The 18,259-nt window shown below is 64.8% G+C and carries 18 protein-coding genes and 1 CRISPR repeat array (1 of these 19 cut by a window edge); of the genes, 9 read left to right on the forward strand and 9 right to left on the reverse strand.

Features of this window, described 5'->3' with window-relative positions; translation table 11 throughout:
• The first annotated feature begins 96 nt into the window (after nt 1-96).
• On the forward strand, nt 97-1,053 hold the full coding sequence (locus tag MYL53_RS14410) for an ABC transporter substrate-binding protein (RefSeq protein WP_247854640.1): 957 nt from the start codon (nt 97-99) through the stop codon (nt 1,051-1,053).
• A 79-nt stretch (nt 1,054-1,132) separates the two neighbouring features.
• On the opposite strand, the gene MYL53_RS14415 is transcribed toward MYL53_RS14410, so the two are convergent.
• From MYL53_RS14415 to MYL53_RS14445, 7 genes are all read right to left on the reverse strand, one after another.
• Nucleotides 1,133-1,885 carry a DODA-type extradiol aromatic ring-opening family dioxygenase gene (locus MYL53_RS14415; RefSeq protein ID WP_247854641.1) on the reverse strand — a complete coding sequence of 251 codons (753 nt, stop codon included), beginning with the start codon at nt 1,883-1,885 and terminating at the stop codon, nt 1,133-1,135.
• 106 nt (nt 1,886-1,991) lie between these two features.
• A complete protein-coding gene (locus tag MYL53_RS14420) occupies nt 1,992-2,450 on the reverse strand; it encodes a DoxX family protein (protein WP_282103599.1) in 459 nt (152 codons plus the stop codon).
• A gap of 175 nt (nt 2,451-2,625) precedes the next feature.
• A complete protein-coding gene (locus MYL53_RS14425; RefSeq protein ID WP_247854642.1) occupies nt 2,626-3,528 on the reverse strand; it encodes a LysR family transcriptional regulator in 903 nt (300 codons plus the stop codon).
• Between the two features lie 107 nt (nt 3,529-3,635).
• Nucleotides 3,636-4,661, reverse strand: coding sequence for a metal ABC transporter solute-binding protein, Zn/Mn family (locus tag MYL53_RS14430; protein ID WP_247854643.1), 1,026 nt, complete (start codon nt 4,659-4,661; stop codon nt 3,636-3,638).
• Nucleotides 4,662-4,699: 38 nt separating this feature from the next.
• A complete protein-coding gene (locus tag MYL53_RS14435; RefSeq protein WP_247854644.1) occupies nt 4,700-5,593 on the reverse strand; it encodes a metal ABC transporter permease in 894 nt (297 codons plus the stop codon).
• Nucleotides 5,577-6,311, reverse strand: a complete 735-nt coding sequence (locus tag MYL53_RS14440; RefSeq protein ID WP_247854645.1) for a metal ABC transporter ATP-binding protein — start codon at nt 6,309-6,311, stop codon at nt 5,577-5,579. The genes MYL53_RS14435 and MYL53_RS14440 overlap by 17 nt, the downstream gene beginning before the upstream one ends.
• A complete protein-coding gene (locus tag MYL53_RS14445) occupies nt 6,311-6,460 on the reverse strand; it encodes a hypothetical protein (RefSeq protein WP_247854646.1) in 150 nt (49 codons plus the stop codon). Before MYL53_RS14445 ends, MYL53_RS14440 begins: the two co-directional genes overlap by 1 nt.
• A gap of 241 nt (nt 6,461-6,701) precedes the next feature.
• On the opposite strand from MYL53_RS14445, the gene MYL53_RS14450 reads away from it, so the two are divergent.
• The gene (locus MYL53_RS14450; RefSeq protein WP_247854647.1) at nt 6,702-7,253 is read left to right on the forward strand and encodes an outer membrane beta-barrel protein; all 552 of its coding nucleotides are present in this window, start codon (nt 6,702-6,704) and stop codon (nt 7,251-7,253) included.
• A gap of 99 nt (nt 7,254-7,352) precedes the next feature.
• Here MYL53_RS14450 and MYL53_RS14455 read toward each other — a convergent pair whose 3' ends face one another.
• Together MYL53_RS14455 and MYL53_RS14460 are read right to left on the reverse strand one after the other, a co-directional pair.
• The gene (locus tag MYL53_RS14455) at nt 7,353-8,357 is read right to left on the reverse strand and encodes an aldo/keto reductase (protein ID WP_247854648.1); all 1,005 of its coding nucleotides are present in this window, start codon (nt 8,355-8,357) and stop codon (nt 7,353-7,355) included.
• 62 nt (nt 8,358-8,419) lie between these two features.
• On the reverse strand, nt 8,420-9,286 hold the full coding sequence (locus tag MYL53_RS14460; RefSeq protein WP_247854649.1) for a WYL domain-containing protein: 867 nt from the start codon (nt 9,284-9,286) through the stop codon (nt 8,420-8,422).
• A 144-nt stretch (nt 9,287-9,430) separates the two neighbouring features.
• Here MYL53_RS14460 and MYL53_RS14465 point away from each other — a divergent pair, with 144 nt between their 5' ends.
• From MYL53_RS14465 to cas2, 7 genes are read left to right on the forward strand one after another with little or no spacing between them, the layout of a single operon-like run.
• The gene (locus MYL53_RS14465; RefSeq protein ID WP_247854650.1) at nt 9,431-11,656 is read left to right on the forward strand and encodes a CRISPR-associated endonuclease Cas3''; all 2,226 of its coding nucleotides are present in this window, start codon (nt 9,431-9,433) and stop codon (nt 11,654-11,656) included.
• A 41-nt stretch (nt 11,657-11,697) separates the two neighbouring features.
• Entirely contained in the window at nt 11,698-12,366 is a 669-nt protein-coding gene (gene cas5c / locus MYL53_RS14470; RefSeq protein WP_247854651.1) for a type I-C CRISPR-associated protein Cas5c, read from the forward strand.
• Nucleotides 12,363-14,165: a type I-C CRISPR-associated protein Cas8c/Csd1 gene (gene cas8c, locus MYL53_RS14475; protein ID WP_247854652.1), complete on the forward strand. Its 1,803-nt coding sequence runs from the start codon at nt 12,363-12,365 to the stop codon at nt 14,163-14,165. Before cas5c ends, cas8c begins: the two co-directional genes overlap by 4 nt.
• The gene (gene cas7c, locus MYL53_RS14480; RefSeq protein ID WP_247854653.1) at nt 14,162-15,031 is read left to right on the forward strand and encodes a type I-C CRISPR-associated protein Cas7/Csd2; all 870 of its coding nucleotides are present in this window, start codon (nt 14,162-14,164) and stop codon (nt 15,029-15,031) included. The genes cas8c and cas7c overlap by 4 nt, the downstream gene beginning before the upstream one ends.
• A gap of 10 nt (nt 15,032-15,041) precedes the next feature.
• Nucleotides 15,042-15,683 (forward strand): CRISPR-associated protein Cas4, encoded by a 642-nt coding sequence (cas4, locus tag MYL53_RS14485; RefSeq protein WP_247854654.1) that lies wholly within the window; start codon nt 15,042-15,044, stop codon nt 15,681-15,683.
• Nucleotides 15,684-15,688: 5 nt separating this feature from the next.
• Entirely contained in the window at nt 15,689-16,729 is a 1,041-nt protein-coding gene (cas1c, locus tag MYL53_RS14490; RefSeq protein ID WP_247854655.1) for a type I-C CRISPR-associated endonuclease Cas1c, read from the forward strand.
• A 14-nt stretch (nt 16,730-16,743) separates the two neighbouring features.
• Entirely contained in the window at nt 16,744-17,034 is a 291-nt protein-coding gene (cas2, locus tag MYL53_RS14495) for a CRISPR-associated endonuclease Cas2 (protein WP_110060894.1), read from the forward strand.
• Between the two features lie 189 nt (nt 17,035-17,223).
• Nucleotides 17,224-18,259: a CRISPR direct-repeat array (repeat unit 33 nt; unit sequence GTCGCGGCCCGCACGGGCCGCGCGGATAGAAAC); it runs 964 nt beyond the window's last position.

Genomic DNA, 18,259 nt, shown 5'->3' on the forward strand with positions numbered 1-18,259 from the left:
GTCGCCGAGCGTTGACGATCCGGCTTGTCGATATAGCGTCAGGGCATTAGGGTCTGCGGCGTGTTTCACCACGGCGCATCCCGCCAAGGAGTCCCGATGTCCCTGTCCCACCGCCCCCTCGCGTTCGCGCTGGCCGGCTCCCTGCTGGCCATGAGCGGCCTGGCCCAGGCCGAAGAATCGGCCCAGGTCCGCTTCTCCGTGCCGTCCTGGCCCGGCGTGACCGTCAAGACCGCCCTGGCCTCCACCCTGCTCGAGACCCTGGGCTATGAGCCCCAGTCGGCCGAGCTAGGTGCCACCATCACCTACGAGGCGCTGACCCAGCGCGAGGTCGATGTCTTCCTCGCCGGCTGGCTGCCCGCGCAGAAGGGCATGTACGACACCGCCATGGAAGAGGGCGTGCTGAAGGATCTGGGCAACAACGTGAACGGCGCGCGCCTCGGCTTCGCCGTGCCCACCTACGTCTACGAGGCCGGCCTGACCTCCGCCGAGCAGCTGGACGACCCGGAATATGCCGACAAGCTGGAGAGCACCGTCTACTCCATCGAGGCGGGCACCGGCATGAGCGAGATCCTCAACGAGGCGGTGGACAACGACACCTACGGCCTGGGCGACTGGCGCCTCTCCGAAACCTCCACGCCGGGCATGCTGAGCGCGGCCAAGAGCGCCATCGATCGCGACGAGTGGATCGTCTTCGCCGGCTGGACGCCGCACTGGATGAACATCGAATACGACGTGAAGTATCTCGATGATCCCGAAGACATGTGGGGGCCGAATCAGGGCGCCAGCGACGTCAAGACGCTGGTGACCACCGACTTCGCCGATTCCCATCCCAATGCCACCCGGCTGCTCGATCAGCTGAGCTTCAGCGCCGACGACCAGAGCCAGATGATCCTCGGCTTCAGCTACGAGGAGCGCGAGCCCGATGCGGTGGCCCTGGAGTGGCTGCGCGAGCATCCGGCCCGGGTCAAGGCCTTCCTCGACGGCGTGACCACCCGCGACGGCGAGCCGGCCTGGCCGGCGGTGCAGCAGGCGCTGGAGATTCCGCAAGCCTGATGCACGCGCTGACTTTGCGTGACGCGACGAGGCCGCCCTTCGGGGCGGCCTCGTTCGTTGGTGGCGCCCGAAAAGTGCGTCAAGCGAAGGCGTAGAGATCCATCGCCAGCACGCCGTGTTCGACGCTGTGGTGCAGCCGCTCGGCGGGCCCGCCGGCGCCCATGGCCACCAGCAGCGGCTGAAAGTGTTCTGGCGTGGGATGGTTGGCCAGCGCCTGGGGCGCTGCCGGCCAGTCGAGCAGGGCCTCGCGCTCGCCGGCGGCCAGGCGGTCGTGGGTCCAGTCGGCGAACTCGCCGACCCAGCTCGGCATCGGCGCGTCCAACGGCAGCAGCGAGCGCAGGTCGTGGGTCAGGCTCCCGGAGCCGATCACCAGTACGTTCTCCTTGCCCTCCGGTTTGCGCAAGAGCGCCTTGAGCTTCTCGCCGAGGGCCACCAGCTCGGCGTTGGACCAGGTCGTCGGCAGCGACAGCGACACCACCGGCACGTCGGCCTCGGGGAACATCAGCGACAGCGGCACCCAGGCGCCGTGATCCAGGCCGCGTTCCACCGGCACGGCGTCGAGCTCGCGGGCCAGGCGCCGGGCCAGTTCGGGTGCGCCCGGCGCCGGGTACCGGCACTCGAACAGCGCGCGGGGGAAGCCGCCGAAGTCGTGGAGGGTCTCGGGGCGCTCGCTGACGCTGACCATCAGGCGGCGGCTGCTCCAGTGGGCGGAGACGACTACCACGGCGTCAGGGTTCAGGGAGCCGCCCAGCTCGCGCAGGAAATCGTGGGCCGGCGTGCGGGTCAGCGCCAGCATCGGCGAACCGTGAGAGATGAACAGGCTGGGCAACATGATCGTGGTCTCCTGGTCTGGTGTGGAGGGCGGAGGGGAGGCAGTGAGCGACGCCGCCCGGGCGGGCGGCGTCTTGGGCCTGGGTGGTGTTATCCGCGCCGCGGGTTCAGGCGAAGCGGCGGCTGAGCACCAGGCGTCCGCCGCCAAGGCCGGCCTGTACCAGCAGGGCGATGGCCCAGAACAGCGGGTACTCCCAGCCGCCGCCCTCGTTGGAGAACACCCAGCCGTTGCCGGAGTGCACCCAGACGGCGCCGAGCAGCGTCGGGATCAGGGCCAGGGCGATCCAGCGGGTGTAGATGCCCAGCAGCAGGGCCAGGCCGCCGCCCACTTCGGCTAGGATCGTCAGGTAGGCGAACTCGCCGGGCAGGCCGAGGGATTCGAAGTAGCCCACGGTGCCGGGCACGGTGAACACGAACACCTTGAGCAGGCCGTGGGCCATCGCCATGAGGCCCAGCGACAGGCGTAGCAGGGTGATGGCCGCCGGCTGCAGGCGGTCCAGCGAGGCCGATGGGGTGGCGGAGTGAGAAACGGGAGCGGAAGCGGGGCGAGCGGTTTGAGTGGTCATGGGGAAGTCTCCGTCGAGGCACGATGTCTTGATATGAAGGACACTCTAGACGCGATCTTGACGGCGATAATCGTCTGTCATGGCACATGACTGTTGCGCTTTTAGCGACAAAGCGTGGCAGCCATGAGCGGCAGCAACAGCGGCGAACGACGCGGCGGTCCCGGCCAAGCCCCGTCTAGAGCCCCAGCTCGCGCTCCCACGAGGGCGGATCCCCCCAGGCTTCGGCCAGCAGGGCCAGGAAACGGTCGACCTTGGCCGGCAGGTGGCGGCGGGCCGGATAGAGGCCGTGTACGTCCAGCGCCGGCGCGGCTTCCTCGAGCTCTATCGGCACCAGCCGGCCCTCGCGGATGCTGTCGGTGATCAGGAAGCTGGGCTGCTGGGCGATGCCGAGCCCGGCCTCGGCGGCGTGGGTCAGCACGTCGCCGTTGTTGCTCTCCAGCGGCCCGTGCACCGTGAAGCGGCTGTCGATGAACTGCCATTCGCCGCCGCGGCCGCCGGGGCGATAGCGCAGGCAGCGGTGTTGCTCCAGGTCCGCCAGGCGGCGCGGGGCGGCGTGTTCGGCCAGGTATTCCGGGGACGCGCACAGCACCAGCTTGCAGCGCGTCAGGCGGCGCGCCACCAGGCTGGAGTCGGGCAGGCTGCCGATGCGGATCGCCAGGTCGTAGCCCTCCTCGAGCAGGTCGACCCGGCGGTCGTTGAGGTCCAGGCGTACCTCCAGGGCGGGGTGCTCGACCATGAAGCGCGCCACCAGCGGCGCCAGGTGGCGAGTGCCGAAGCTCATCGGCCCGTTCAGGCGCAGCCGGCCGCGGATCTCGCTGACGCCGCTGCCGACCTCCGCCTCGGCCTCCTCCAGCGACTGCAGGATGCCCTGGGCGCGCAGCAGGTAGCGCTCGCCGGCCTCGGTGAGGTGCAGCCGGCGGGTGGTGCGCTGGAGCAGGCGCACCCCCAGATGCTCCTCGAGCGCCATCACCTGGCGCGAGACGCGGGTGCGCGACAGGTCGAGCGCCTCCGCGGCGCGGGTGTAGCTGCCGAGCTCGGCGACCCGCACGAAGACGGTCATGGCATCCAGCAGGTTCATGGGGTTCTCCCGAGCGTGAGCGACGGGGTCATCTTCGCACGGCCGCGCCCGAAACGACGACGGCGCCACCCGAGGGCGGCGCCGCGTGTGCGTGCGCGGGCGGCGGCTCAGTGGTCGTGGTCGCCGTGCTCGTGATCGTGTTCCTGATCCGGGGCGGCCAGGGCGCTGTGGAGCAGCTCGGCGTCGTGGCGAACCATGCCCAGCCAGGTGCTGGCCTCGCCCTCGGCGGCCAGGGCCCCGGAGTAGAGGGTGCCGGCGATCGGCAGGTCGGTTTCCTCGGCCAGCTGGTCGATGATCGCCGGGCTGGTCATGTTCTCATGGAACAGCGCCTGGACGCCGTGCCCGCGGATCACCTCGATCAGCTCGGCCATGCGCGCGGCGCTGGGCTCGGCCTCGGTGGAGAGTCCGGCCGGCGACAGGAAGTCGACGCCGTAGGCGCGGGAGAAGTGGGTGAAGGACTGGTGGCCGGTGATTACCGCGGTGTGCTCGGGCAGCTCGTCCATCAGCGCGCGGACTTCGGCGTCCAGGGCGTCGATGCGCTGCTGATAGTCCGCCGCGCGATCGCGGTAGTCGGCCTCGTGGGCCGGGTCGGCGGCGATCAGGCCGTCGCGGATGTTGTCGACGTAGAGCTCGCCGAGGCCCAGGTCCAGCCAGGCGTGCGGGTTCATGCCGTCATGCACGTGGGCGTGGCCGGCATGGTCATGATCGTCGTGTTCTTCATGGCCGTGCTCTGCATGGCCGTGTTCTGCATGATCATGATCGTGGCCGTCGGCGTGCTCGGTGTTGCCGAGGACCCGCTCGATGCCGTCGGTGGCCACCACGGTCGGCCCGTCGTAGTCGCTGGCCTCGACCAGGCGCGACATCCAGCCCTCGAACTGCAGGCCGTTGAGCACCACCAGGTCGGCCTCGGCCAGGGCGCGGGCGTCGGTGGGGCTCGGGGTGAAGACGTGGGCGTCGCTGTCGGCACCGACCAGCGAGGAGACGTCGACGTGGTCGCCGCCGATCTGCTCGACCATGTCGGCGAGCACGCTGAAGCTGGTCAGCACGTGGACGCGCTCGTCGGCCTGGGCGGCGGCCAGGGGCAGCAGCGCGGCGGCGCCGGCGACGAGGGCAATGGGCTTGGCGAAGGGCATCGGTGGCTCCGTGGCAACGAAAGGGGCGAAGAGGGGCGTCAGGACGACGGCGTGGGCGCTTCCAGCGGCGCGGCGCGGCGCCGGAAGCGGGCGGCGAGGCTGTGCTGGCGGCCGAACAGCGCCGAGAGCACATAGGCCACGCCGGCCATCAGGATGATCGCCGGGCCGGAGGGCAGGCTCAGGTGGTACGACAGCAGCAGGCCGCCGGCGCTGGCCACCATGGCCACGCCGATGGCGATCACGATCAATCCTTCCAGGCGGTTGCTCCAGAAGCGCGCGGTGGTGGCCGGCAGCATCATCAGGCCCACCGCCATCAGGGTGCCCAGCGTCTGGAAGCCGGCGGTGAGGTTGAGCACCACCAGCCCCAGGAAGACGCCGTGCACCAGACCGCCGCGCACGCCCTGGCCGCGCAGGAACAGCGGGTCCAGGCATTCCACCACCAGGGCGCGGAAGATCACCGCCAGCGACACCACGATCAGGCTGGCGATGCCGGCGATCAGCAGCAGCGCGGTGGAGTCCACCGCCAGGATCGATCCGAACAGCACGTGGGTGAGATCGACGCTGTTGCCGGCCAGCGAGACCATCATCACCCCCGCGGCCAGCGAGATCAGGAAGAAGCTGGCCATCGCCGAGTCCTCGCGGTGGCCGGTCATCTGCGACACGCTGCCGGCCAGCACCGCCACCAGCAGCCCCGAGAGGATGCCGCCGAGGCTCATCATCGGCAGCGAGAAGCCGGCGAACAGAAAGCCCAGCGCCACGCCGGGCAGGATGGCGTGGGACATGGCATCGCCGATCAGGCTCATGCCGCGCAGCATCAGGAACACGCCCAGCGCCGGGGCGGCCAGCGACAGTGCCAGGCCGGCCACCAGGGCGCGCTGCATGAAGCCGTAGTCGAAGGGAGCGATGAACCAGGCGTCAAGCAGAGCCAGCATGGGAAACCTCGGAAAAGTCGAAGGGCAGGCGCGGGGCGCGGGCGGGCTGGCCGGCGCTGTGCTCGAGCAGCGCCTCGGGGCTGACCCAGCGGCCGTGGCCGCCGGCGAGCATCAGCACGTCGTCGGCCAGGCGCGAGAGCTGCTCCATGTCGTGCAGCACCACGATCAGGGTGGCGCCCTGGGCCGCCATGTCGCGAAACACCTCCGTCAGCACCTCGACGGTCTCGATGTCGACGTTGGCGAAGGGCTCGTCGAGCAGCAGCAGCTCGGCCTCCTGCATCAGGGTGCGGCCGATCAGCGCGCGCTGGCGCTGGCCGCCGGAGAGCTCGCCGAGCTGGCGGTGGGCCAGGTGCGAGATGCCCAGCCGCGCCATGATCTCGCGGCCGCGGCGATAGTGCGGGCCGCAGTAGCCCTTGAAGGCGCCATGACTGGGCCAGGTGCCGCTCATGATCAGCTCCTCCACGCTCATCGGGAAGGAGAGGTCGAGGGCCAGCTGCTGGGGCAGCCAGGCGCAGCGCTCCTTGGGCACCCGGCATTCCACGCGGCCGGCCACCGGCTTGAGCATGCCCATGATGGCGGCGATCAGGGTGCTCTTGCCGGCGCCGTTGGCGCCGATCAGCGCGGTGATGGCGCCGTCCTGGAAGCGGCCGTCGAGGTGCTCGACCACCGTCTGCCCGCCGCGGGCGAGCTGCAGGTCGTGCAGTTGCAGGCGGGCCATCAGGCGAATTCTCCCGTCGCCCAGGCCACTGCCAGCCACAGCGCCGCCAGCGGGGCGGCGACCAGCAGCAGACGACGCGGCGCGGACAGCGACATCAGCGAGAAATGACAGGGCCCCTCGGGGCGATGGCGGTGGGGTCGATGCGCCATGGTGTAACGTCTCCGCAAAAGTGGCATGCGTTATAACATAACAATATTGGCGCTCGCCAGCATCGATATCATCACCGATGCCGCCATGAGCAGGGACGAGCGTCGATGTCCTGCAGGCTAGCACCGTGCCGGCCGGCCGGTTCGGCCCCATGCGGCGGCCGCCGAGCCGCCTGCGACCTGACCCGTCGACGGCCGGCGCGCTACACTGCGCGCTCACTCCCTGTGCCCGAAAGGAATCGCCATGACCCGCAAGACGCCCCTGCGCTCCCTGCTCGCCGCCACCCTGGCCACCGGCCTGGCCATCACCGCCGCGCCGGCCTTCGCCACCGGCACCACCGGCGTCTACCTGGGCGGCGCCCTCGGCCAGATGCACGGTGACGACGACTTCGACGACGAAGCCGACATGGTCAAGCTGACCGCCGGCTACAACGTCGGCTGGCTGCCGTTCCTCGATCTGGGCGCCGAGCTCGGCTACGTCAACGGCGACACCCTGCACGGCGAGGTGGACGGCCGCTCCGGCTCGCTGGACGTGGACGCCTTCGAGGCGATGGGCGTGGCCGGGCTGAGCTTCGGCCCGCTGGGCGTCTACGCCAAGGCCGGCATGGCCGACTGGGACGCCGAGCGTCGCGGCCGTGGCCTGACCCATGACTATTCCGGCACCGACCCGGTCTACGGCCTGGGCGCGCGCGTGGAGCTGCTCGACATCACCGGCCGCGTTGAGATCGAACGCCTCGATACCGACGAGATTGGCGATATCGACATGGTCACCGCCGGGGTGGTCTACACCTTCTGACGTCTGATCGTTGCTGAATGACGCGGGGCACGCCGTTGGCGTGCCCCGCGTTTTTGTTTCCGGCGTCCTTGCCCCGGCCTGGGGGCAAGGAAGGCGGGGTCAGGCGCCGAATTCCTCGGTGTCGACGTCCGCCTGCGCGGCCGCGCCGTAGCGGCCGCCCATCACCTGATCGGGCGTCAACATGGCGTCCAGCCGGGCGACGGTCGCGGCGTCCAGGCGCAGCGCTTCCGCCGCCAGGTTCTCGCGCATGTGCGCGACGGAGCGCGAGCCGGGGATGGGGATGACGTCGTCGCCCTTGGCCAGCAGCCAGGCCAGGGCCAATTGGCCGGGTGTCGCGTCCTGCTCTCGCGCCACGGCCTTGAGGTCGTCCAGCAGGTGCAGATTGTGCGGGAAATGCTCGGTGCTGAAGCGCGGCATGCTGCGGCGCATGTCGCTCTCCTCCAGGCGCGCCGGGTCTTCCACCGCGCCGGACAGGAAGCCCCGGCCCAGCGGGCTGAACGCCACCAGCGCGGTGTTCGACTCGCGGCAGGCCGCGATCAGCCCGATCTCCGGGTTGCGCGTCCACAGCGAGTACTCCGACTGCACCGCGGCGATGGGATGCTCGGCCCGGGCCCGGCGCAGGGTCGCGGCGGATACCTCGGACAGGCCGACGCCGCGGATCTTGCCTTCTTCCACCAGACGCCCCAGCTCGCCCACGCTCTCCTCGATCGGCACGCGCTTGTCCCAGCGATGCAGGTAGTAGAGGTCCACATGATCGGTGCCCAGCCGCGAGAGGCTCGCCTCGCACTGCCGGCGCAGCGTCGCCGGGCGGCCGTCGATCACTTTCTTGCCCTGCTCGGGATCGATGGCCATGCCGCATTTGCTGGCCAGCAGGATCTCGTCGCGCCGGCTCGCCAGCGCCTTGCCCACCAGCGACTCGTTGGCCGTGGCCCCGTAGAGGGTCGCGGTATCGACGTGGCGATAGCCCATGTCGACGGCCGCCTGCAGGGCGCGCACCGCCTCGGGCTCCGGCATCGGGCTGCCGTAACCGTGGGAGAGGTTCATGGCGCCCAGGCCGATGCGGGACGAAGCGAGGTCCTTGAGGCGAGCGAACACGGTCGACATGGAGACTCCTCGTGGGGGATGGGGCTAAGAGAGGGCAAAGCGGGAGAGGGCATCATGCCGGCTCAGGCCCAGTGGATCCACTCCGCCAGTGCCTCGCGGTTGGCGATATCGATCTGCTGGGCGCGAGGTTCACCCTCTACATGGTGCGGGTTCACGCCCAGCTCGCGCAGGGCGTAGAGCACCAGCGGCCCGCGGCAGTGGAGCGTCAGCTCGCCGTCGCGCATGCCGTAGTCCACCGCCAGCAGGTCGCGTTCCTCCTGCGGCAGCCGGCGGTCCGGAATCAGGCACACCTCCACCCGCGTCTGCCAGGCATCGTCGCCGTTCTTGCCATGTTCGTCGAGCATTTCACCGCTATCTTCCGGGATGCCGCGGAAGCGGCTCAGCACGAAGTCCCGATAGTCGCGATGCTTCTCGCAGTAGGCGCGCACGTGCCAGCGCCCGGCGGCGAATACCAGGGTGTGCGGCACCAGGATGCGTTCCTCGCCGGCGGGGTTGCGGAAGGACGCATAGACCACTTCCAGCCGGCGCCCCGCCCTGGCCGCCTTGACCACCTCGCGCACGACATAAGGATTCACCGCCCGGCTCGGCAGCGGCAGCGACTCGGTGTCCGCCGCGCCCAGCCCCAGGCCGGCGAAGGGCGAGTCCAGGTCCGCATGCGCGCTCAGCAGATGCAGGTATTCCTCGACCCGGTTCCGGGTAAAGCGTGGCCGGAATGCCACCGTGGGCAAGAAGCCGCGCCGCGACTCGTCGTAGGTCAGGTTTTCCGGCGCCTCCTCGCGATAGTTCCGCAGCACCTTCTGGGCCTGCTGGCGGCCGATGTCGAAGGCCTCGCCGATCTGCGAGGCCACCACCCGGCCCTCCCAGAAGGCCAAGATCTCGATTAGGCGATAGCGGGCTAGGGTGTCCCAGGGAAGCGATGCGTCGTTCATGAAGACTCCGTCTATGGAGGAGCGAGGTGGATGACTCGGGGTAGGACCGGGTTGATCAGTACAGTGGATGCATTTCCAAGGGTGGAGGAACTGTATTAGGAATGCTTAGCTAGATGAAGGATGATTCGACGATGGCAGGGACGCATGTTCTACGCACACTCCACATCGATACCCGACAAATCCAACTGGCAGACCCTGGAGAGCCATCTGAGGATGGTGGGCTATATGGCCGCCAAGCGGGCAAGTCGGTTTGGTGCTCCTGAGTGGGGGCTCACAGCTGGCTTGCTGCATGATATCGGCAAGTACACCTCTCCTTTCCAGCGTCGACTAGAGGGCTCTCCGGAACGCGTCGATCATTCCACGGCCGGCGCTCATATTGCGATTGAAAAATATCCGCAGCTGGGCCACCTGCTGGCCTACTTGATAGCAGGGCATCATGCCGGACTAGCCAACGGTCGGGACTGTGGAGAACGCACACCACTGAAAGGCCGTCTGGAGGCGGATCTACCACCGCTTGAACCAGTCTGGCAGCAAGAGATAACCCTGCCCGGCGAATTACGGCCGCCGGATTCTTTCGAGTGGCAGAAGAGACGTTTCCACTTCCAGCTTTCATTCTTTGCCCGAATGGTTTTTTCTTGCCTGGTCGATGCCGACTTCATTGATACCGAGCATTTCTACGCCCTGCATGAAAAAGGTTTTCCCAATGCGCGTGGCGGCGGCCCCGGGCTCGGTGTACTGCGCGATGCGTTGAATGGCTATCTGGCCGCCTTCAAGGCCAATAGCGATGTCAATCGGCGGCGCGGCGAGATACTGACCCATGTACGCACTCAGGCCGAAAAACCGCCTGGCCGCTTCACGCTCACCGTGCCCACCGGTGGCGGCAAGACGCTGGCCTCGTTGGCCTTCGCGCTCGATCACGCCATCACCCACGGCATGGATCGGGTGATCTACGTGATCCCGTTCACCAGTATCGTCGAGCAGAACGCCGCTGTGTTTCGTCATGCGCTGGGTGAGTATGGTGATGCTGCCGTGCTGGAACATCACAGTGCTTTCGACAGTGATGTGCCGCGCAATCGTGATAGCCGCGACAAGCTCAGACGCGACAGCGAGAACTGGGATGTGCCGATTATCGTCACCACCGCCGTACAGTTCTTTGAGAGTCTGTTCGCCGCCAAGACCTCGCGCTGCCGCAAGCTGCACAACATCGCCAATAGTGTGGTGATTCTCGACGAGGCACAGACCATGCCGCTTCCGCTGCTGCGCCCCAGCGTGGCGGCGTTGGACGAACTCGCGCTCAATTACCGCACCAGCGTAGTGCTGTGCACCGCCACCCAGCCGGCGCTGGCTGAAACCGATGATCCCGAGCGCAGCTTTGTCGGCGGCCTGCGCGATCTACATGAGCTGGCACCCAATCCGCAGCAACTCTATCGCCAACTTGAGCGTGTCACCGTACGCCATGTCGGAACACTAGAGGATGAGGCGCTGCGCAACGAGTTGCTCGCCATCGAGCAGGTGCTGTGCATCGTCAACACTCGCCGCCATGCCCGGGCGCTTTTCGAAGCGATTGCCGAGCAGCCCGGTGCTTATCATCTCACCACGTCGATGTGCGCGTTGCATCGCCGCCAGGTGCTGGCTGAGATTCGCCAGCAACTGAAAGATGGCCAGCCCTGCCGCGTCGTTTCAACCTCGCTGATCGAGGCCGGTGTGGATGTCGACTTCCCCCGAGTGCTGCGCGCCGAAGCCGGGCTCGATTCCATCGCTCAGGCCGCCGGGCGCTGCAACCGTGAAGGCAAGCGTCATATAGCCGACAGTGAAGTGCTCGTGTTCGCCATGGCCAACGATGATTGGGCCCCACCCCCGGAGCTCGAGCAGTTCGCCCAGGTCAGCCGCGAAGTGCTCAGAAGTCACCGTGACGATCCGCTCTCTTTGGATGCCATCGAGGCCTACTTCCGCCTGCTCTACTGGCAGCAGGGCGACAAGGCACTGGACCGGCACGATCTTCTTGGCCTGTGCGAAAAGGGGCGATTGGAAGGGCTGCCGTTCGAAACGCTGGAGCAGAAGTTCCGCATGATCGAGAACACGCAGCGTGCGGTGATCATTCCCTTCGATCAGCAGGCGCGTGACGCCATCAAGCAACTGAGTCACGCCGAAAGCATTGGGGGAATCGCCCGTGAGCTCCAGCCGTATACCGTGCAGGTGCCGCGCCAGGGATTTGATGCGTTGGAACGTGTTGGTGCTATTGCTGCAGCCGAACCGGATAAGTTCGGCGAGCAGTTCATGGTGCTGATGAACATGGACCTCTATGACGAGATGCTCGGGCTGAACTGGAGCGAGCCGACCTTTCGAGCCGGCGAATCGAACATTTGGTGAATTTCCTGATGTTTAATTGGGAATGCTATAAGGAGCGCTATATGAGCTTTGGCGTGCGGCTACATATCTGGGGGGAGCGGGCCTGTTTCACGCGCCCGGAGATGAAAGTAGAGCGGGTTTCCTATGACGTGATTACGCCTTCGGCGGCGCGCGGTATTCTGGAGGCCATCCACTGGAAACCGGCTATTCGCTGGTGTATCGACCGCATCCATGTGTTGAAGCCGATTCGTTTCGAATCGATCCGCCGTAACGAGGTCGCCGATAAATTACCCGAGCGCACAGTCAAAGCGGCTATGAGAGCCGGTTGCGTCGATGACGTACACTACTTCGTCGACCAGAAGCGTCAGCAGCGCGCTTCAACCATCCTGCGTGACGTGGGTTATGTGATTGAAGCGCACTTCGAGTTCACGTCTCGCGCTGATGACAGCGACACACCTGGAAAGCATCTGGATATCTTCAACCGTCGCGCCCGCCAAGGGCAATGCTTTCACATGCCGTGTCTGGGTACTCGGGAGTTCCCTGCCGCCTTTGAGCTAATCGAGTCCGATGAGCAGATGCCGGCGGTCAACGATGATCTGAGTGGCGAACGCGATCTTGGTTTCATGCTCCACGATATCGACTTCGCCAATGGCAAGACGCCGCGTTTCTATCGCGCCAGGATGCAGGAGGGCGTGATTGAAGTGCCGCCCTTTGCGGAGTCGCTGGCATGATTCTCTCTGCACTCAACGACTATTATCGGCGTCTTGCGGCTCAGGATAAGGTGCCGGTCCCCGGTTTCAGCAGCGAGAAAGTCAGCTATGCACTGGTTTTTTCTCGCGACGGTGAGCCAGTCGCCATTGATGACTTACGCGATACTTCAGGCAAGAAACCAAGGCCAAGGTCGCAGCAAGTGCCGGTCGATAAACGTCGAACATCCGGGATTCATGCTTATCCGCTATGGGACAAAACGGCCTATGCCTTAGGTGTGACTGCTGGAGAGGGTAAGCGCTTGGCAGATGAACACGCTGCATTCAAGGAGCGTCAGTTTGCGCTGTTTGGTGGCTGCGATGATGCTGATCTATGTGCCTTCCTGAGTATGCTCAAGCACTGGCAGCCGGAGAAACTAACTAGGCTTTCCGGATACAGTGAAGAGATGCTGGACACTAATATTGTTTTTCGCCTCGATGGCCAGCAGCGCTACTTGCATGAGAGTTCAGTGGCGCGGAGCTTGTGGAGCGCCGAGCTGGAAAACGACGAGGGTGAGGTTGGGCAGTGTCTGGTCACCGGAGAGAGCGTTACCTTAGGTACCGACCATCCCGCCATTCGAGGGGTACGGGGTGCCCAGTCATCGGGTGCTTCCCTTGTCTCTTTTAACAGCGATGCTTACAACTCATACGGCAACAAGGGGCAGGCCAACGCTGCCATCTCGAAACACGCTATCTTCGGTTACTCTACGGCACTCAACTATTTACTGCGCGGCGACAGCGACAATCACCAGCGTCTGCAGATCGGTGATGCCACCGTGGTGTTCTGGGCCGAGGCCAGCGATGCGGCGCATGCCGAGGTCGCCGAAGACTTCTTTGCGATGCTCAACGAGCCGCCGAGCGACGAACAGGAAGCGGCAAGGCTAGGCAGCCTGCTGGGTCAGGTCGCCCAAGGGCGACCGCTGGCGGATCTCGATCCACGGCTGGAAAGTGGTACGCGTTTCTTCGTGCTCGGGCTGGCCCCCAATGCGGCACGTTTATCGGTCCGCTTCTGGTGTGCCGATACTCTGGACCGACTGGCGCACCACTATGCCCAGCATCATCGGGATCTTGCGTTGGAGCCGACGCCCTGGAAAGGCATCGCGCCGGGTAGCTGGTGGCTGGCCTTACAGACTGCGCCGATGCACGGCGGTCAGAAGCCCAAGGCGGACGATGTGCCACCGCAGCTCGCCGGTGAACTGATGCGTGCAATTCTCACTGGTAGCCGTTATCCGCAGTCGCTGCTGTCCAATCTCGTCATGCGGTTTCGCAATGATGGTCATATTACCGGGGCGCGTATCGCGCTCTGCAAGGCCGTACTCGCGCGGGCGGCGCGACTTGCGGCGCATTCCAATCCCCATACTCAGGAGGTGCCCGTGAGTCTCGATCGACACTCCACTCATCCCGGCTATCTGCTCGGACGACTGTTCGCTGAGCTGGAAAGTGCCCAGCGCGGTGCGCTGGGCGACCAGGTCAACGCCACCATTCGCGACCGCTACTACGGTGCGGCCTCGGCGACGCCAGCTAGCGTCTTCCCGATGCTGCTGCGCAATGCGCAGAACCATATGTCGAACATGCGCAAGAAGGATAAAGGTGGGCTGGCGCATACCATCGAGCGTGAAATCGGTGCCATCGTCAACGGCCTCGGTGATACTTTCCCCAAACATCTGAAGATCGAAGACCAGGGACGCTTTGCCATCGGTTATTACCATCAGTCGCGGGCGCGTTTAGCCAAGCGCGACAGTGCAATGACACCAGAAGAATCCACGCAGGGAGAAGACGCATGACCGCTATCGCCAACCGTTATGAATTCGTGCTGTTATTCGACGTTACCAACGGCAACCCCAACGGCGACCCGGATGCCGGCAACTTGCCACGCCTCGATCCGGAAACCAATCAGGGGTTGGTCACCGATGTCTGTCTCAAACGCAAGATTCGCAATTACGTCGGACTGGAAAAAGAAGATGACGCTGGCTACGCCATCTACATGCAGGAAAAGTCGGTCCTAAATAACCAGCATAAAAAAGCGTACGACGCGCTCGATATAAAACCCGAGTCGAAGAAGCTACCGAAGGATGAGGCCAAGGCGCGCGACCTGACTGCCTGGATGTGTCAGAACTTTTTCGATGTGCGTACCTTCGGAGCAGTGATGACCACCGAGATCAATTCCGGGCAGGTGCGTGGGCCAGTACAGCTGGCCTTTGCCAACTCGATCGATCCGGTCGTGCCCATGGAGGTGTCGATCACTCGCATGGCGGTCACCAACGAAAAGGATCTCGAAAAAGAACGGACCATGGGACGCAAGCATATTATTCCCTATGGGCTTTATCGCGTACATGGTTATATCTCGGCCAAACTTGCCGAGCGTACCGGTTTTTCCGAGGATGACATCGAACTGCTCTGGCGTGCCCTGATCAATATGTTCGAGCATGACCGCTCTGCAGCGCGTGGCGAGATGTCGGCGCGTAAATTGATCATTTTCAAACACGATAATCCTATGGGGAATGCGCCAGCGCACAAGCTATTCGATAGCGTGAAAGTCGAGCGCGTCGATGGAGAGCTCGACTCTCCCGCTCGCCAATACAGTGATTATCGCGTTTCGGTCGATACCGAGAGCCTGCCGGCAGGTGTCGGCGTCGACGAGCGCCTATAGGCCAGCGGGAATGAAGGACGAGGCCCGCCTGATCCCGCTATCGGCGTTGCAGCACTATCTCTATTGCCCGCGCCAGTGTGCATTGATCCATCTCGAGCAGCAGTGGGCCGAGAACCGCTATACCGCGGAAGGGCGCATCCTGCATGAACGCGCCGATCGTCTCGGCCACGAGCGTCGGCGCGGCGTGCATACCGCTATGGCGCTGCCGCTGGCCAATGAACGGCTTGGGTTGACCGGCGTTGCCGACGTGGTCGAGTTCGATGAGCGGGAAACGCGGACCATCGTCCGGCCTATCGAGTACAAGCGCGGACGGCCTAAGGCGCATCGTGCCGACGAAGTGCAGCTCTGCGCCCAGGCGCTCTGTCTGGAAGAGATGTTGAACGTGGAGATCGAACACGGCGCGCTTTTTTACGGCAAAACGCGGCGGCGCAAGGACGTGCCTTTCGACAAGGCGCTGCGGGCGTTGACGTCGGACGTGATCACCGGCACTCGCATGCTGTTCGATGGCAATCGCACACCGCCCGCCGTATACGAGGCCAAACGCTGCGACCGTTGTTCGCTGATCGACGTCTGTCAGCCAAAGGTGATGGGCAAACAGCGCTCAGCGCGCCGCTGGCTGGCGCGTCAGCTCGATGGCATGAAGGACGACTGATCACTATGCGACGACAGCTGAATACACTCTATATCACCACCGAAGGCGCCTGGATGAAGAAAGAGGGCGCGAATATCGTCATGGAAGTGGAAGGCAAGGAACGTGCTCGCCTGCCGATTCATATGCTCGAATCGCTGGTCTGTTTCGGACGTGTGCTGGTCTCACCGCCACTGATGGGTTTTTGCGCCGAGCAGGGCGTTACCATCACCCATCTCACTCCTTACGGAAAATTCTTGGCACGCATCGAGGGGGCCGTGTCGGGCAATGTGCTGCTGCGCCGCACCCAATATCGCGTGAGCGATGACGAAACCGGTTGTGCCGCTATCGTTCGTAGCGTACTGGTCGGCAAGGTGCATAATCAGCGTGCCGTGCTATCGCGTGGCTTGCGCGACTACGGGGCCAAGCTGCCGGAAGAGGAGAGGGTACGGCTCGAAGAGGAGCGCTCGCGGATGAGCCGGATTGCACGCGACCTACTAACCGAACCCACCACAGACAGGCTGCGTGGACTGGAAGGGGAAGCGGCGCAACGCTATTTCAGCGTGTTTGATCTGTTGATTCGTCATGAGAGCGATGCGTTTCGCTTTGCGGGTCGCAATCGCCGACCGCCGCGTGATTGCAGTAATGCGCTGCTTTCGTTTCTCTATACGCTGCTGACTCATGACTGCCGCTCGGCGCTGGAGAGCGTTGGCCTCGACCCTGCTGTTGGCTTTCTGCATCGCGACCGGCCCGGGCGACCGAGCTTGGCGCTCGACCTTGCCGAGGAGTTCCGGCCGCTGCTGGGAGACCGATTGGCGCTGTCGCTGATCAATCGACGCCAGCTACGGGAAAAAGACTTCATCATTGCCGAAAGTGGCGGCGTAACCTTGACGGAAGAAGCCCGCAAGACGGTGCTGACCGCTTATCAGGAGCGCAAACGTGAAGAGCTCAATCACACCTTCATGGGCGAGAAGGCACCGATCGGCATGTTGCCTTTTCTCCAGGCGCAGCTACTGGCGCGCCACCTGCGCGGCGACCTCGATGCCTACCCACCCTTTCTCTGGAAATAGACTGGGAGTGCTTCATGCTGGTACTGGTCAGCTACGATGTCAGTGTTACATCTGAGGGCGGCACGCGGCGGCTGCGGCAGGTTTCGAAAGCCTGCCGCGATTTTGGGCAACGCGTACAGTTCTCGGTCTTTGAAATCGAAGTCGAACCCGACCAGTGGACTCGACTGCGACAGAGCCTGATCGATTTGATCGATGAAGAGGTTGATAGCCTGCGTTTCTATTTTCTCGGACGTAACTGGCAGAAGCGCATCGAACATATTGGTGCCAAACCTGCCCTGGATATGAATGGTCCCCTCGTCTTTTAAGTGGCTTCACTGCCTGCGAACCGCAACTGTCTCCTTGTTTCCTGCCATGTTCGCGCCTCTTTAACAATTTGATTTAACGGCATTTGAGCGCTTTAAGCGTTTAATGGCACCTCATCGGTTGCATGTAAATCAAAGGTTCGCTGATTCAGGGCGATTTTTTTTTATCTCTCAATGAGTTATAAACGAACGGTCGCGGCCCGCACGGGCCGCGCGGATAGAAACAAGCTCATCCGTCGCGTCATGTAACACGCCCCCTGTCGCGGCCCGCACGGGCCGCGCGGATAGAAACCTTGTCCGGCATGTGGTGGTCCCGTATCACCTGGGGTCGCGGCCCGCACGGGCCGCGCGGATAGAAACATCCTCACGTGTCAGAACCCGTCCCAGGTCACGAGCGTCGCGGCCCGCACGGGCCGCGCGGATAGAAACATGTCCTTGATGCTCATGGCTGCTCTCCGTTGATTGTCGCGGCCCGCACGGGCCGCGCGGATAGAAACATCAAGCCGAGACGCAGATCGTTGATCCATCCGACGTCGCGGCCCGCACGGGCCGCGCGGATAGAAACATGTTCGCGGAGCCGCGCACCACGTCGTCCACGCGTCGCGGCCCGCACGGGCCGCGCGGATAGAAACCTTCATGATCGGCTTGGCCACGTCGTTGATGTCCTCGAGGTCGCGGCCCGCACGGGCCGCGCGGATAGAAACACCACGTAGAAGCCGCCCACGGTGTCGTCAGGCTGGTCGCGGCCCGCACGGGCCGCGCGGATAGAAACCATTACTCCCGTTGCACAGCACCCAGCCGGAAGGAGTCGCGGCCCGCACGGGCCGCGCGGATAGAAACATTTGACCGGCCAGGGTTGTGGCGAGGTGTCGTGTCGCGGCCCGCACGGGCCGCGCGGATAGAAACTCCACGCCGCCGACCACGAACGCGGGGTGCACCCCGGTCGCGGCCCGCACGGGCCGCGCGGATAGAAACCGACCAGCAAGCAGGGCGACCAGGTGATGCTGCCGTCGCGGCCCGCACGGGCCGCGCGGATAGAAACACATGTCAACACTGCTGAGCGAATCTATACTCGCGGTCGCGGCCCGCACGGGCCGCGCGGATAGAAACGCGCCCGCAGCGGCGCCGAGACGGCGAACCTGTCGTCGCGGCCCGCACGGGCCGCGCGGATAGAAACTCCGCAATGATGCACGGCGCCCCCAATGCCGGCAGTCGCGGCCCGCACGGG

Source organism: Halomonas getboli (assembly GCF_023094245.1).
Classification (GTDB): domain Bacteria; phylum Pseudomonadota; class Gammaproteobacteria; order Pseudomonadales; family Halomonadaceae; genus Halomonas; species Halomonas getboli.

What these genes read in the sequence shown, in the direction of transcription:
- MYL53_RS14465 (WP_247854650.1), top strand. Translation starts at nt 9,431, where the DNA reads ATGTTCTACGCACACTCCACATCGATACCCGACAAATCCAACTGGCAG.
- MYL53_RS14455 (WP_247854648.1), bottom strand. Translation starts at nt 8,357, where the DNA reads ATGTCGACCGTGTTCGCTCGCCTCAAGGACCTCGCTTCGTCCCGCATC.
- MYL53_RS14410 (WP_247854640.1), top strand. Translation starts at nt 97, where the DNA reads ATGTCCCTGTCCCACCGCCCCCTCGCGTTCGCGCTGGCCGGCTCCCTG.
- MYL53_RS14425 (WP_247854642.1), bottom strand. Translation starts at nt 3,528, where the DNA reads ATGAACCTGCTGGATGCCATGACCGTCTTCGTGCGGGTCGCCGAGCTC.
- MYL53_RS14430 (WP_247854643.1), bottom strand. Translation starts at nt 4,661, where the DNA reads ATGCCCTTCGCCAAGCCCATTGCCCTCGTCGCCGGCGCCGCCGCGCTG.
- MYL53_RS14435 (WP_247854644.1), bottom strand. Translation starts at nt 5,593, where the DNA reads ATGCTGGCTCTGCTTGACGCCTGGTTCATCGCTCCCTTCGACTACGGC.
- cas8c (WP_247854652.1), top strand. Translation starts at nt 12,363, where the DNA reads ATGATTCTCTCTGCACTCAACGACTATTATCGGCGTCTTGCGGCTCAG.
- MYL53_RS14450 (WP_247854647.1), top strand. Translation starts at nt 6,702, where the DNA reads ATGACCCGCAAGACGCCCCTGCGCTCCCTGCTCGCCGCCACCCTGGCC.
- MYL53_RS14460 (WP_247854649.1), bottom strand. Translation starts at nt 9,286, where the DNA reads ATGAACGACGCATCGCTTCCCTGGGACACCCTAGCCCGCTATCGCCTA.
- MYL53_RS14445 (WP_247854646.1), bottom strand. Translation starts at nt 6,460, where the DNA reads ATGGCGCATCGACCCCACCGCCATCGCCCCGAGGGGCCCTGTCATTTC.
- cas4 (WP_247854654.1), top strand. Translation starts at nt 15,042, where the DNA reads ATGAAGGACGAGGCCCGCCTGATCCCGCTATCGGCGTTGCAGCACTAT.
- cas1c (WP_247854655.1), top strand. Translation starts at nt 15,689, where the DNA reads ATGCGACGACAGCTGAATACACTCTATATCACCACCGAAGGCGCCTGG.
- cas5c (WP_247854651.1), top strand. Translation starts at nt 11,698, where the DNA reads ATGAGCTTTGGCGTGCGGCTACATATCTGGGGGGAGCGGGCCTGTTTC.
- cas7c (WP_247854653.1), top strand. Translation starts at nt 14,162, where the DNA reads ATGACCGCTATCGCCAACCGTTATGAATTCGTGCTGTTATTCGACGTT.
- MYL53_RS14420 (WP_282103599.1), bottom strand. Translation starts at nt 2,450, where the DNA reads ATGACCACTCAAACCGCTCGCCCCGCTTCCGCTCCCGTTTCTCACTCC.
- MYL53_RS14440 (WP_247854645.1), bottom strand. Translation starts at nt 6,311, where the DNA reads ATGGCCCGCCTGCAACTGCACGACCTGCAGCTCGCCCGCGGCGGGCAG.
- MYL53_RS14415 (WP_247854641.1), bottom strand. Translation starts at nt 1,885, where the DNA reads ATGTTGCCCAGCCTGTTCATCTCTCACGGTTCGCCGATGCTGGCGCTG.
- cas2 (WP_110060894.1), top strand. Translation starts at nt 16,744, where the DNA reads ATGCTGGTACTGGTCAGCTACGATGTCAGTGTTACATCTGAGGGCGGC.